Source organism: Fodinicola feengrottensis, assembly GCF_010993775.1.
Lineage (GTDB): Bacteria > Actinomycetota > Actinomycetes > Mycobacteriales > HKI-0501 > Fodinicola > Fodinicola feengrottensis.
Window position 1 is genome coordinate 1 of record NZ_WOTO01000006.1, and the last position, 13,364, is coordinate 13,364.

Below are 13,364 nucleotides of genomic sequence, written 5' to 3' on the forward strand. Positions count from 1 at the left end.
TCATCGGGCTTGGCATCGACATGTGGGCGGGGCTCACGCGGACTTAGATCCGCCGTTCTTGAAAGCTAGTACGGCAGCGACGAATAGACCGAACTGGACAGTGACAGGCCTATGGATAACAAGACCCCTATCGAACCCCCGCCGGACGCCGCCGAGGCATTGGCCCTCGCCGTCCCCGCCATTCCCCACCACACCGCCCGCAACCTGCGGATCGGCGCGATCGTGGCGATCCCGATCGGTGGCATCGCGCTCGCGGTGCTGTCCGTGGTGGGCCACCCGGTCGCCGGCCTGCTGGTGATGCTCGGGCTCGCCCTGGGCGCCCTCAACACCCACCTGACCCAGCGTGCGGTCGTGCAGTACGCCAAGGGCGGTGAGCTGGTCGCCAAGAAGCAGTTCATGGTCAGCGCGCTGACCCGGATCGGACTCATCACGGTGCTGGGCATCGGGCCGGTGCTGCTGCTGCGACCGGACGGTCTGGGCGTGATCTGTGGCCTCGCCGTCGTCTTCCAGGTCATCATGCTCATCGTCGCGTCCATGCCACTGATCAAGGAGTACCGGAGGGCATGATCACCACCCCCCTTGCGGCCGCTGGAGACGGTATCCAGGTCGGCCACCACATCCAGGCGACCATCGGTGGATGGACCTTCAACCTGGACACCATCTGGACCACGGTGCTGGCCGGCGCGATCGTGGTCGCGATGGGCCTGCTGATCGCCCGCAAGGCGACCGGCGGAGTGCCGTCCAAGCCACAGATCCTCTGGGAGACCGTGATCGGTCAGATCGAAGACCAGGTCGAGGAAAACGTCGGACTGAAGGTGGCGCCCTTCGTGGTGCCGCTCGCCGTCTCGATTTTCTTCTTCATCCTGATCTGCAACTGGCTGGAACTGTTGCCGACCCAGTGGAACGAGAATTTCCACCTGCTGCCGGCCCCGACGGCGGACGTGAACCTGACGTACGCGCTGGGCCTGTTCACCATCATCCTGATGCACGTGATGACGATCCGGCGCAAGGGTTTCGGCCGCTGGATCAAGGACACCGTCAAGGGGCACGCGGCGTTTTTGGCCCCAATCAACATCATCGAAGAGCTGGTGAAGCCGTTCACGCTGGCTTTGCGGTTGTTCGGCAACATTTTCGCCGGCGGCATCATGCTCAGCATCATCGCGCTGATTCCCTGGTGGGGCACCTGGCTGCCGAACATCGCCTGGAAGCTGTTCGACATGTTCATCGGTGTCCTGCAGGCGGTTATTTTCGCCCTGTTGACCATCCTCTACTTCGGATTCCAGATGGCCGAGGAGGAGCACTGACCGACCGCGGATACCCGTTTTCCCGTCAGTACTGGCAGTCCCCTTTGTTTTTTCGTTGCAGTGCAAGCAAATGCGAGAGGATCCAAAATGGCATCGATTGATCACGCGATCGCCGTCGCCGGCGCCCTGGTCGGCGGTGGCGTGGCCCTGGCTGGTGGCGCGATCGGCGCCGCGGTCGGTGACGGCCTGGCGGCAGCGCGACCATCTCCGGCATCGCCCGGCAGCCCGAGGCCCGCGGCCAGCTCTTCCCGATCCTGTTCCTGACCATCGGTCTGGTCGAGGCGATGTACTTCATCAACCTGGCCTTCATGATCGTCTTCGTGTACGTCGTAGCCAACGGCGTGGTCTGACCTAAGCGAGCGGAGGTAGTCCCATGGCTTTTCTTGCCGCACCAGTCACCTCGGTGCTGGCCGAGGAAGTGAACAACCCGATCCTTCCGAACGGGACCTTCTTCGTCGAGCTGATCGCCTTCATCATCATCCTGGTCATCCTGTGGAAGTACGTCGTGCCACCGCTGGCCAAGGCGATGAACGACCGGCAGGAGATGATCCGCAAGCAGGTCGAGCAGGCCAAGGAAACCGAGGAAAGCCTCGCCAAGGCCCAATCGAAGTACGAAGAGGCCATCGAGGAGGCTCGCGTCAACGCGGCCAAGATCCGCGACGACGCACGCGCCCAGGGCGCGCAGATCTCGAGGAGCTGCGGACCAAGGCGCAGGCCGAGTCGGACCGGATTGTGGAGCGCGGTCGCGAGCAGCTGTCGGCTGAGCGGGACGCACTCGTACGCGAGCTGCGCGACGACATCGGTCGTCTCTCGGTCGACCTGGCGGCCCGCATCGTCGGTGAGTCGCTGGCCGACGAGGCCCGCCAGAGTGGCACGATCGACCGCTTCCTGGCCCAGGTCGACACCGTCGACGGGCGGCTGCAGGCCGGTGCCAAGCTGCCGGCTGGGCAGAGCTGATGCGGGCAGCGAGCCGGGACGCCCTGGCGACCAGCCACGAGCGGCTCGAACAGCTGGTCGCCGACGCCGACGACGCCGTCACCGAGAGGGTGGCGGACGAACTCGGCGCGGTGGCCGACCTGCTCGCCGGTCAGGTCGGCCTGCGCCGTGCGCTGGCCGACTCGTCCCGTACCCACGAGGCCCGTGAAGGCCTGGTGAACGACCTGTTCGGCAGCCAGCTGGCCGAGCCCACGCTGAAGCTGCTGCGCGGGCTGGCCACTTCCCGGTGGTCCGCGCCGCACGACCTCATCGACGCCGCCGAGCTCGCCTCGGTGGAGGCCACCCTGGCCGCCGCCGAGCGGGCCGGCAAGCTGGCCGATGTCGAGGACGAGCTGTTCCGGTTCGCCCGGATCGCCGAGGCGAACAGCAAGCTGACCTCCGAGCTGGAGGACGGCATGCGGCCGGTCCGCAAGCGGATCGAGCTGGCCGAGGGCCTGCTGCGCGACAAGGTCGCGCCACAGACCCTCAAGCTGGTCGCCCGTGCGGTCACCGGCCTCGGTGGTCGGCCGTTCTCGGCCGGGCTGGATCGGCTGGTCGAACTGGCCGCCGAGCGGCGGAACCGGTCGGTCGCCCGAGTACGGGTGGCCACCGCGATGACCGACGAGCAGGAGAGCCGGCTGGCCGGTTCGCTGCGGCGGATCTACGGTCGGGACATCTCGGTGCTGGTCGAGATCGACGAGTCGATCATCGGCGGCGCGGTCGTGGCGGTCGGGGACGACCTCTACGACGGCAGCATTCTGCGGCGGATCACCGAGGCCCGCAACGGGCTCACCCGATAAAGCGCATTCCATCACCCGAGCGAGAAGATAGTAGAGGGAAACGATGGCCGAACTGACCATCTCGGCGGACGAGATCCGTGGGGCGATCGACCGGTACGTCTCGTCGTACGCGCCCGACGTCTCCCGCGAGGAAGTCGGCGTAGTAACCGACACCGGCGACGGCATTGCCCACATTGAGGGCCTGCCGTCCACCATGACCAACGAGCTGCTGGACTTCGGAAACGGCATCCGTGGCCTGGCCCTGAACCTTGAGCAGCGGCAGATCGGTGCCGTCATCCTCGGTGACTACAGCCACATCGAGGAGGGCCAGCAGGTCCGCCGTACCGGTGAGGTGCTGTCCGTTCCCGTCGGTGACGAGTTCCTGGGCCGGGTCGTCGACCCGCTGGGCGCCCCACTGGACGGCCGGGGCGAGATCGAGGCCCCGCGCCGCCGCCCGCTGGAGGTGCAGGCCCCGTCCGTCGTGCAGCGGCAGCCGGTGTCCGAGCCGCTGCAGACCGGCATCAAGGCGGTCGACACGATGACCCCGGTCGGCCGTGGTCAGCGCCAGCTGATCATCGGTGACCGCAAGACCGGCAAGACCGCGGTCGCGATCGACACGATCATCAACCAGAAGGACAACTGGGCCTCCGGCGACGAGAAGAAGCAGGTCCGCTGCATCTACGTCGCGATCGGCCAGAAGGCCTCCACCATCGCCAGCATCAAGCTGGCGCTGGAAGAGGCCGGCGCGATGGAGTACACCACCATCGTCGCGTCGCCGGCGTCCGACCCGGCCGGCTTCAAGTACCTCGCCCCGTACACCGGCTCGGCCATCGGCCAGGAGTGGATGTACGAGGGCAAGCACGTCCTGATCGTGTTCGACGACCTGTCCAAGCAGGCCGAGGCGTACCGCGCGGTGTCGCTGTGTCGCTGCTGCTGCGCCGCCCGCCGGGCCGCGAGGCCTACCCGGGTGACGTTTTCTACCTGCACTCGCGGCTGCTGGAGCGTTGCGCGAAGCTGTCCGACGACCTCGGCGGTGGTTCGATGACGGGTCTGCCGATCGTCGAGACCAAGGCCAACGACATCTCGGCGTACATCCCGACCAACGTCATCTCCATCACCGACGGCCAGATCTTCCTGGAGTCGGACCTGTTCAACCAGGGCCAGCGGCCGGCCATCAACGTGGGCCTGTCGGTTTCCCGGGTGGGTGGCGACGCGCAGACCCGGGCGATGAAGGATGTCATCAAGACCCTGAAGCTGGATCTGGCGCAGTACCGCGACCTGGAGGCTTTCGCCCAGTTCGGTACGGAGAACCTGGACAAGGTCTCGCGGCAGCAGTTGGCTCGCGGTGAGCGTCTGCTGGAGCTGCTCAAACAGGGCCAGTACGCGCCGTTCTCGGTGCCGGACCAGATCATCTCGCTGTGGGCGGGCACCTCGGGCAACATCGACGAGGTCCCGGTCGAGGACGTGAAGAACTTCGAGCAGGAGTTCATCTCGTACGTACACAGCAAGTTCCCCGGCTTCGTCTCGACGGTCGACGAGACCGGCAAGCTGCCCTCCGATGGCCTGGAGACGCTCAAGACCGCGATCGACGACTTCAAGAACGGCTTCAGCGGCGGTGCCAGTGGCACCAGGGCCGGCACCGAGGCCAAGGCCGACGCGCTGGCCAAGGGCTCGGAGAAGTCGGAGTCGGTCAAGGTCAACAAGCCGAAGCCGGAAGACGACTAGGCCATGCCAGCCAACGTACGGATCATCCGTGACCGGGTCCGATCTGTTCAGTCGATCAAGAAGATCACCCGGGCCCAGGAGCTGATCGCCGCTTCCCGGATCGTCAAGTCCCGGCAGCGGGTGGACGCGGCTCGGCCGTACACCGAGGAGATCACTCGGGTGCTGACCGCGCTGGCGACCAATGCCAGCAACCTCACGCACCCGCTGCTGCTGGTGCCTCGCGAGCAGGTTCGGCGGGCCGGCGTACTGGTGGTCACCAGTGACCGCGGGTTCGCCGGCGGCTACAACGCGAACGTGCTGCGCAAGGCCGAGCAGCTGTTCTCCCGGTTGCGGGAGGACAACGTCGAGCCGGTGTTGTTCGTGATGGGCCGCAAGGGCATCGCGTACTTCCGGTTCCGGGAACGGCCGATCGCGGCGCAGTGGGCCGGGTTCAGCGAGCAGCCTCGGTTCGAGAACGCGCGGATCGCCGCGGATCGCCGGGGAAACCCTGATCGCCGCGTTCACCGCCGGCGGCGAGTCCACTGTGGACGCCAGCGAGCTGGCGAACGTGCCGAACGGTGTGCCGGGCATCGACCAGCTGCACATCGTGTCGACCGAATTCCACTCGATGGTCAGCCAGACCCCGGCGGCCAAGATCGTCGCCCCACTTCAGGTGGAGTACGTCGAAGAGGGCGCCGAGCACAAGCTGCTGCCGGAGTACGAGTTCGAGCCGGAAGCGGACGAGCTGCTGTCGGCGATCCTGCCGAAGTACGTCAACACCCGGATTTTCGCCGCGCTGTTGGAGGCGGCGGCTTCGGAGTCGGCTGCCCGACAGCAGGCGATGAAGTCGGCGACCGACAACGCCGAGGATCTGATCAAGAACCTCTCCCGCGAGGCGAACCAGGCGCGGCAGGCGCAAATCACCCAGGAGATCAGCGAAATCGTCGGTGGCGCGAACGCGCTCGCGGCGGCAGGGAGTGAAGACTAGTGACATCGACTCTTGACCAGACTTCGGCCGCGGCCGAGGGCGAACTGGCCAGCGGCCGGGTCGTCCAGGTGATCGGCTCCGTGGTGGACGTGGAGTTCCCGCGCAACGCCATGCCGGACCTGTTCCACGCCCTCAAGGTGGACGTGACCCTGGGTGAGCAGACGCAGGTGCTCACCCTCGAGGTCGAACAGCACCTGGGCGACAACGTGGTGCGTACGATTTCCATGCAGCAGACCGACGCCTGGTCCGCGGCTCCGAGGTGCGCAACACCGGCAACGCGATCACCGTGCCGGTCGGCGACGTGACCAAGGGCCACGTCTTCAACGTGCTGGGCGAGCCGCTGGACATCGAGCCGGCCAAGCTGGAGATCAAGGACCGCTGGCCGATCCACCGCGACCCGCCGCCGTTTGACCAGCTTGAGCCCAAGACCGAGATGCTGGAGACCGGCATCAAGGTGCTCGACCTGCTGACCCCGTACGTGGTCGGCGGCAAGATCGGCCTGTTCGGTGGTGCCGGTGTCGGCAAGACCGTGCTCATCCAGGAGATGATTTACCGGGTCGCCGAGAACTTCGGTGGCGTGTCGGTGTTCGCCGGTGTCGGCGAGCGTACTCGTGAGGGCAACGGCCTGATCGAGGAAATGACCGAGACCGGTGTCATCGACAAGACCGCGCTGGTCTTCGGCCAGATGGACGAGCCGCCGGGCACTCGTCTTCGGGTCGCGCTGTCCGCCCTCACGATGGCGGAGTATTTCCGCGACGTGAAGAAGCAGGACGTGCTGCTCTTCATCGACAACATCTTCCGGTTCACCCAGGCCGGTTCCGAGGTCTCCACGCTGCTCGGCCGGATGCCGTCCGCGGTGGGTTACCAGCCCACCCTGGCCGATGAGATGGGTCAGCTGCAGGAGCGGATCACCTCCTCGACGCGAGGCAACTCGATCACGTCGATGCAGGCGATCTACGTACCGGCGGACGACTACACCGACCCGGCGCCGGCGACCACCTTCGCCCACCTGGACGCCACCACCGAGCTGTCCCGGCCGATTTCGGCCAAGGGCATCTACCCGGCGGTGGACCCGCTGACCTCCACCTCGCGGATCCTGGATCCGCAGTACATCGGGCAGGCCCACTTCGACGTGGCCTCCCGGGTGAAGGTCATCCTGCAGCGCTACAAGGACCTGCAGGACATCATCGCGATCCTCGGCATCGACGAGCTGTCCGAAGAGGACAAGGTGCTGGTCGGCCGGGCTCGTCGGATCGAGCGCTTCCTGTCCCAGAACACGTTCGTGGCCAAGGCCTTCACCGGCCTGGACGGCTCGTTCGTGTCCCGGGACGAGACCGTGGACGCCTTCAAGCGGCTGTGCGAGGGCGACTACGACCACGTGCCAGAGCAGGCCTTCTTCATGTGCGGTGGCCTGGAGGACGTGGAGCGCAAAGCCAAGGAACTGCAGGGCTAAATGTTCTCGTACGCGTTGACGGCCCGGCAGTCGTGGTTCGACTGCCGGGCTGTCACGTGCCAGGGCAACAAACCGACCATTCGCCAAATAGCAGCCATTAGTCGACTTCCAGCATGTCTGGTGACAATCATTCCTGTCACACATAACTTGCTGAATCGCCGATAGACTCACGCTAAATCGCGGTAAAGGAGCTCAAGTGGCGGAACTGCACGTGGAACTCGTCGCGGTGGAGGAGATGATCTTCTCCGGCGAGGCTGAGATGGTTCGCGCGCGTACCACCGAGGGAGAGCTCGGGAGTGCTGCCTGGGCACATTCCGCTGCTCGGCCAACTGGTCGACCCCGGTGAGGTGCGAATCAAGACCCGTGACGGTGAGAAGGTCTTCACCGTGCACGGAGGTTTCCTGTCGGTCGACTCCGACGGGGTGTCCATCCTCGCCGAGACGGCGGAGCCGGCGGAAGTTCCCGCCAGCTCGGCGAGCTAGCAGCCGAGAAGCCGGCGGCCGGGAGATGCAGTTCATCGAGGTAGCCGCCCTGGTGGTGATTGCCGCGGTCGCGCTGCTCGCTGCCATCTACACCCGCCGGCACCTGCTTCGTCGCTCCGGCGGAACCGTCGAGATGAGCGTCCGGCTGACCACCACCCGGCCGCGGGTGGGGCTGGGCGTTCGGCGTCGGACGGTTCTCCGGCGACGAGCTGCAGTGGTTCCGGATCTTCAGCCTGTGGCCGCGGCCCAAGCGGCTGTTTCTGCGGCCCAGCATGGAAATTCTGCGCCGCCGGTCACCGTCCGGCCCGGAAACGCTGGCTCTGCCGCCCGGCGCGATCGTGCTGGTCTGTTCCGATCGTGGTTCCCGGATCGAGGTGGCGCTCGCGGATGGTGCGTTGACCGGGTTTCTTTCGTGGCTTGAGGCTGCCGCGCCGGGGGCGCCGTTTTTTTGTCCGATCGCGCGGCCAGTTAGGTTTTTTTGTTTGTACGAGGCTCTCTCCCGGTAACGAGGAGGGGGCCATTTTTTGTTGTGCTGACTCGACAACGGGGATGCCGGTTGGGTAGCGGGCCGATTTTTTCGTCGAGTGCGGGACTTTGTGCCGCAGTCGACGTCGAGTGTGGGGTTTTGTCCCGCACTCGACGTCGAGCCTGTTGTTGGCGGGCACGTAAGAGTGAGGGGTGAAAGGGGGCAGGGGGCGGGTCCGCCTACCATGGGCCGGGTGGAAATCATCAGGGTGCGGGGCGGGGCGCGGCTGGAGGGCGAGGTTTTTGTCGCCGGTGCCAAGAACAGTGTTCTGAAGTTGATGGCGGCGGCGCTGTTGTTGGCCGAAGGTCGTACGGTCATCGAGAACGTGCCGCGCATCCTGGATGTCACGATCATGGCGGAGCTGCTCAGGAGGCTGGGCTGCGAGGTCGAGTGGGTCGAGGACGAGCTGACCATCGACGTGCCGGCGGAGCCCGGCACCGAGGCCGACTATGACCTGGTTCGTCGGCTGCGGGCCTCGATTTGCGTGCTCGGTCCGCTGTTGACCCGGCGTGGTCGGGTCAAGGTGGCCTATCCGGGCGACGCGACGCGATCGGGTCGCGTGGGCTGGATATGCACATCGACGGGCTGGAGCGGATGGGCGCGAAGGTGTCCAGCGAGCACGGCTTCGTGATCGCCGAGGCCGACCGGCTGCACGGCGCGTCGATCTGGCTCGACTTCCCGAGCGTGGGCGCCACCGAGAACCTGGTGAGCGCGGCGGCGCTGGCGGACGGTACGACGGTGATTGACAACGCCGCCCGAGAACCGGAGATCGTGGACATTTGCGGCATGCTGATCGCGATGGGCGCGAAGATCTCCGGCGCCGGCGAGTCGACCGTGCTCATCGAGGGTGTGCCGGAGCTGAAGCCGGTCCGCCACCGTACGGTCGGCGACCGGATGGTGGCTGGCACGTGGGCTGTCGCGGCCACCATGACCCGCGGCGACGTGCTCGTACGCGGCGCCGATCCGCGGAATCTGGAGATCGCTCTCGACAAGATCTGCACCGCCGGCGCGCAGGTGAGCGCTGAGCAGGACGGCTTCCGGGTGAAGATGGACCACCGCCCGAAGGCCGTCGATGTCGTCACGCTGCCTTATCCGGGTTTCCCGACCGACCTGATGCCGATGGCGATCGCGCTGGCCGCCGTCAGCGACGGCCCGTCGATGGTCACCGAGAACGTGTTCGACGCCCGGTTCATGTTCGTCAACGAGATGGCCCGGCTCGGCGCGGACGTACGCACCGACGGCCACCACGCGGTCGTACGCGGCCGCGACCAGCTCTCTCCGGGCCCGGTGACCGGTGACCGCGCACGACATCCGGGCCGGTGCGGGCCTGCTGCTGGCCGGCCTGTGTGCCGACGGCGTCACCGAGGTGTCCGACATCCGCCACATCGACCGGGGTTACCCGGCTTTCGTCCCGCAGCTGCAGGGGTTGGGCGCGGACGTGCAGCGGGTCGACGTGCCGGACGACGAACTCGCGCTGGAATTCTGAAAGAACGACCGATGAGTTTTGCCGCGCCCGCTGGTCTGTAATGGTGGAGACAAACAGACGGTGAGGGAGAGCGATGTCGGACAACGAGGAGTTCGTACGCCTGGCGGACCCGTTCCGGCGTGAGCTGCTGGCGCACTGCTATCGGATGCTCGGTTCGGTGCACGAGGCCGAGGACCTGGTGCAGGAGACCTATATCCGGGCCTGGCGGGCGTACGACAACTTTGAGGGTCGATCGTCTTTGCGTACGTGGCTCTATCGGATCGCCACGCGTACGTGCCTGACCGAGCTCGACACCCGCAAGCGCCGGCCGCTGCCGGCGGACCTTGGCGCGGCCTCCGACAATCCCACCGGTGAGCTGGCGTCCTCGGAGGAGGTCAGCTGGTTGCAGCCGATGCCGGACGCGATGGTCGAGACACCGGCGGACCCTGCCGCGGTCGTCGCTTCCCGGGACAGCATCCGGTTGGCGCTGATCGCCGCGCTGCAGCACCTGCCCCCGAAGCAGCGGGCCGTGTTGATTCTGCGGGACGTGCTGGCCTGGCGTGCCGCGGAGGTGGCTGAGCTGCTGGAGACGAGTACGGCCGCTGTCAACAGCGCCCTGCAGCGCGCGCGTGCGCAGCTGGAAGAGGTGTCGCCGGCGCAGGACAGCATCACTGAGCCGGACAACCCGCAGGACAAGGCGTTGCTCAAGGAGTGGGTGTCGGCGTTCGAGCGCTATGACACGGTGGCGATCAAGGAGCTGTTGACCCAGGACGCCACCTGGCAGATGCCGCCCTACCTGTCGTGGTTCAGCGGCCGGGAAGCGATCGTCGTCAGCCTCATCGAGACGCACTGCCCCGCGCATGGTGCCGGCGCGATCAAGATCATCCCGACCCAGGCCAACGGCCAGACCGCGCTCGCGCTCTACATCCTGGACGACGAAGGTGTGCATCGCGCGCACTCGCTGCAGGTGCCGACGATCGTGGACGGCCTGGTGGCCAAGATGGTGGCCTTCTTCGACACCGACCTGTTCGCCAGGTTCGGTCTGCCGGACGTGCATCCGGACTCGGCCGCTTTACCAGTGTCAGCCGCGCCGAGATGACCAGCTTGCCGGCCACCGCCCAGTTCACCGAGGGAGTCGGGTTGCTGGAGCGGGCGGTGAGCTATGCCCTCGGTGCCGTACGGATGGTGACCGACGAGTCACTGTCCTGGCCGACGCCCTGTCGGCCGTGGGATCTGCGGACGCTCGTACGACATCTGAACGACTCGCTCAGCGCTCTCACCACCGGCATCGACGAAGGCCGGATCGACGGTGAGCCCGACGAAGGGTCGGTCGCCGACCCGCTGGCGGCTTTCCGTTGGCGGGCGTCCCGGCTGATGGGTGGGGTGGGCGACGACCCCCGGAGACGGTGGTGTGATCGAGATCTCAAGCGTCGGCCTGACCGCTTGCGTCGTCGCGGTGGCCGGGTCCGTCGAGATCGCCGTACACGGTTGGGACATCGCCCAGGCCACCGGCCGGCCGCGGCCGATCCCGCGGGCGCTCGCGACCGAACTGCTGGAGGTCGCGCCGCTGCTGGTCGCCGACGGTGACCGCCCGGGCCTGTTCGGTCCGCGGGTCTGGGTGACTGGCCCGGCCGCCGCCAGCGACCGGCTGGTCGCCTACCTCGGCCGCCAGCCCTGACGCTAGCGCTGGCTGACCAGGCGGCGGGCGCGCGGTGCGTCGACGGGGAAGACCAGCACCACCGTGCTGTCGTCCTCCTGGCTGGTGGTGGCGCGGATCTTCGCCTCCGCCAGCACCGCCTTCAGAGCCAGCCCGTCGGCCTCGGTGGCGACCCGGGCGACCGCGACCAGCAGCCCGTAGCGGCCCGCTGGCGGGCCGTCTGGCACCGCCGCCTCATGCGGCTCAGGGTCACCGGACAGGGGGTGGGAAGTGGGGTCCTGCGACCGCTGCTGCTCCATGAACTCGGCCAGCTCGGCGTCTTTGGGCCGCGGCGAACCGTACGCCCACCTCAGAATGAGGGCCAGGACGGCCACCACGACGAGCGCCACCAGCAGGTCCATCCAGACAGTGTGACATCGCGCGGCCGCAAACGCGCGTACTAGTCATGGATTGGTGCCTCATCGGTCAAACGGATGACCTACCGGGGGAACCCTCACCCCACAGGTGGACACCCTTAGGGGAGAGGTTCCCTCTGTAGGTCGATGGAATTGTCGGTGGCAGTTGGCAAGCTATGGATGTCGACGCAACCAGATCAGGTTCCAGAGCGTCGTATAGGTAGAAGAGATTGTTGAACAGATTGTCGAACACGGTGTCATCGATCCGGAGTTGGTGCGTCAAGGCAGATGACGGGCTAACCAGGCGCGATGGATGAGGACACCGGCGCATGCAGGACTCGAACGACGAGGATCGGGGGATCAGGGTGGACGGGACGTTGACCTTGGCCCGCATAACGGGGGCCGTTCCCCGTCAGCGGTATGACGGCGGTCTGACTGTCGTCTGCGTTGACGGTCGCCTGGACGCATCCACGGCGACCGAGGTTCGTGAGCGGCGGCTGCACGCCGCGGTCGGGGTCGGCAGCGGAACTTTCGTTGTGGACCTGAGCGATGTGCAGTTGGTCGACGCCACCGGGCTCGGAGTGCTGGCTGGGACCCAGCGCCTGGCCGCCCGCCGTGGTCGCACCATGGTCCTTCGCGGCACACCGCCGCGGGTGGCCCGGCTGCTCCGCATTATCGGGTTGGACCGCGTGCTGCGGTCGGAGACCGTCCGACCGGCGGCCTGACCAGATTTTTCATAGAGCTTCATCTGAAAACGCACCACTTCCTTATGGAAAGCACCACCACATAGAGCCCCACGGGGGCAACCGAAGAAAAGAAAGGCTGTTGGTGTCTCGGGCCCGAGACACCAACGGTCATTTTCTTTCGGTCACGGCTTGACCTTCCCTCAGGTGCGGTGGCGAATCAGTCGGATCTCGCAGCCGGCGGCTTCGCTTCGCGCGAGTTTCCCGTCCGCGGTCACCAGCGCACAGCGAAGAGCCTCGGCGGCGGCCACGTATGCCGCGTCGTAACCTGACACGTTCGCGCGCAGCTCCCACATGGTGGAGAGCAGGGCGGTGGTGTCCATCAGGTCGATGGTCAGCTCGCCCAGTGCCGCGACGGCGTGTTTGGCGCGCTCTTCACTAATCTTGCCGCCAAGCAAACGTCCGCGAATGGCCGAGAACGTCTCGACAAAAAGATGTTCCGGCGCCGTCCAATGGTCATCGCGCATCATTTCGAGCCTGCTCAACCGGCCGATGTGGCCGTCATCGGTCAGAGCTGAGCACAACACCGACGCGTCAATGACGATCACTGGTCTGACTCGGATCCTGGCGCCGCCTCAAAACGCCGGTCGCGTTCACTGCGCTCGGCCGTACGGATTTCAGCGTGCTCCTGGGCGGTCAGCCGTGACCCGCCCGATTGCTTGTCGATCTGCAGCAGGATCTCCATGTTGCGCATTCTGCGTGCCTCCCGTTCGACCAACGCGAGCAGAAACGCCTGCAGCGACTGGCCGCGGGCCTGGGCCTGCTCGGCGAGCGCATCGCGGACCTCGATCGGAACATCTCGGATCTGCAACGCCACCATGCATGCATTGTACATGCGTTCCTGCTCGGGTTACGTAGCGAGGGGCCGTGTGCGAAACCTCACGGGGTGATGT

The 13,364-nt window shown here is 66.4% G+C and carries 12 protein-coding genes and 6 pseudogenes; 15 read left to right on the plus strand and 3 right to left on the minus strand.

Translation table 11 applies throughout. The features are described 5' to 3' along the window. Positions 1–111 precede the first annotated feature (111 nt). From GNX96_RS06755 to GNX96_RS06815, 14 genes and pseudogenes are all read left to right on the plus strand, one after another. Positions 112–567 (plus strand): hypothetical protein, encoded by a 456-nt coding sequence (locus GNX96_RS06755; RefSeq protein ID WP_163567428.1) that lies wholly within the window; start codon positions 112–114, stop codon positions 565–567. Beyond that, complete coding sequence (gene atpB, locus GNX96_RS06760; protein WP_163567429.1) at positions 564–1,304, plus strand: F0F1 ATP synthase subunit A; 741 nt, start codon at positions 564–566, stop codon at positions 1,302–1,304. Before GNX96_RS06755 ends, atpB begins: the two co-directional genes overlap by 4 nt. 96 nt (positions 1,305–1,400) lie before the next feature. Next, positions 1,401–1,654, plus strand: a pseudogene (atpE, locus tag GNX96_RS06765) (ATP synthase F0 subunit C). 23 nt (positions 1,655–1,677) lie between these two features. After that, a pseudogene (locus tag GNX96_RS06770) lies at positions 1,678–2,261 on the plus strand (F0F1 ATP synthase subunit B). Continuing rightward, entirely contained in the window at positions 2,261–3,079 is an 819-nt protein-coding gene (locus GNX96_RS06775) for a F0F1 ATP synthase subunit delta (protein WP_163567430.1), read from the plus strand. Before GNX96_RS06770 ends, GNX96_RS06775 begins: the two are co-directional and overlap by 1 nt. A gap of 43 nt (positions 3,080–3,122) precedes the next feature. Next, positions 3,123–4,783 (plus strand): annotated as a pseudogene (atpA, locus tag GNX96_RS06780) (F0F1 ATP synthase subunit alpha). A gap of 3 nt (positions 4,784–4,786) precedes the next feature. Continuing rightward, positions 4,787–5,750 (plus strand): annotated as a pseudogene (locus tag GNX96_RS06785) (F0F1 ATP synthase subunit gamma). After that, positions 5,750–7,203, plus strand: a pseudogene (atpD, locus tag GNX96_RS06790) (F0F1 ATP synthase subunit beta). Before GNX96_RS06785 ends, atpD begins: the two co-directional pseudogenes overlap by 1 nt. 235 nt (positions 7,204–7,438) lie before the next feature. Further along, positions 7,439–7,549 carry a hypothetical protein gene (locus GNX96_RS62705; RefSeq protein ID WP_390623945.1) on the plus strand — a complete coding sequence of 37 codons (111 nt, stop codon included), beginning with the start codon at positions 7,439–7,441 and terminating at the stop codon, positions 7,547–7,549. Next, positions 7,500–7,685: a hypothetical protein gene (locus tag GNX96_RS62710; RefSeq protein ID WP_390623939.1), complete on the plus strand. Its 186-nt coding sequence runs from the start codon at positions 7,500–7,502 to the stop codon at positions 7,683–7,685. Before GNX96_RS62705 ends, GNX96_RS62710 begins: the two co-directional genes overlap by 50 nt. 209 nt (positions 7,686–7,894) lie before the next feature. Beyond that, a complete protein-coding gene (locus tag GNX96_RS62715; RefSeq protein ID WP_390623946.1) occupies positions 7,895–8,191 on the plus strand; it encodes a DUF2550 family protein in 297 nt (98 codons plus the stop codon). Positions 8,192–8,395: 204 nt separating this feature from the next. Then, a pseudogene (gene murA, locus GNX96_RS06805) lies at positions 8,396–9,697 on the plus strand (UDP-N-acetylglucosamine 1-carboxyvinyltransferase). Positions 9,698–9,770: 73 nt separating this feature from the next. After that, positions 9,771–10,775: a sigma-70 family RNA polymerase sigma factor gene (locus GNX96_RS06810; RefSeq protein ID WP_163567431.1), complete on the plus strand. Its 1,005-nt coding sequence runs from the start codon at positions 9,771–9,773 to the stop codon at positions 10,773–10,775. A 312-nt stretch (positions 10,776–11,087) separates the two neighbouring features. Continuing rightward, complete coding sequence (locus GNX96_RS06815) at positions 11,088–11,354, plus strand: DinB family protein (RefSeq protein ID WP_163567432.1); 267 nt, start codon at positions 11,088–11,090, stop codon at positions 11,352–11,354. Between the two features lie 2 nt (positions 11,355–11,356). Here GNX96_RS06815 and GNX96_RS06820 read toward each other — a convergent pair whose 3' ends face one another. Further along, positions 11,357–11,734, minus strand: coding sequence for a hypothetical protein (locus tag GNX96_RS06820; protein WP_279579603.1), 378 nt, complete (start codon positions 11,732–11,734; stop codon positions 11,357–11,359). Between the two features lie 323 nt (positions 11,735–12,057). Here GNX96_RS06820 and GNX96_RS06825 point away from each other — a divergent pair, with 323 nt between their 5' ends. Next, complete coding sequence (locus GNX96_RS06825; RefSeq protein WP_163567434.1) at positions 12,058–12,453, plus strand: STAS domain-containing protein; 396 nt, start codon at positions 12,058–12,060, stop codon at positions 12,451–12,453. Between the two features lie 161 nt (positions 12,454–12,614). Here GNX96_RS06825 and GNX96_RS06830 read toward each other — a convergent pair whose 3' ends face one another. Next, the gene (locus GNX96_RS06830) at positions 12,615–13,019 is read right to left on the minus strand and encodes a type II toxin-antitoxin system VapC family toxin (RefSeq protein WP_279579604.1); all 405 of its coding nucleotides are present in this window, start codon (positions 13,017–13,019) and stop codon (positions 12,615–12,617) included. Next, positions 13,016–13,291 carry a hypothetical protein gene (locus GNX96_RS06835; protein ID WP_163567435.1) on the minus strand — a complete coding sequence of 92 codons (276 nt, stop codon included), beginning with the start codon at positions 13,289–13,291 and terminating at the stop codon, positions 13,016–13,018. The genes GNX96_RS06830 and GNX96_RS06835 overlap by 4 nt, the downstream gene beginning before the upstream one ends. Positions 13,292–13,364: the final 73 nt, after the last annotated feature.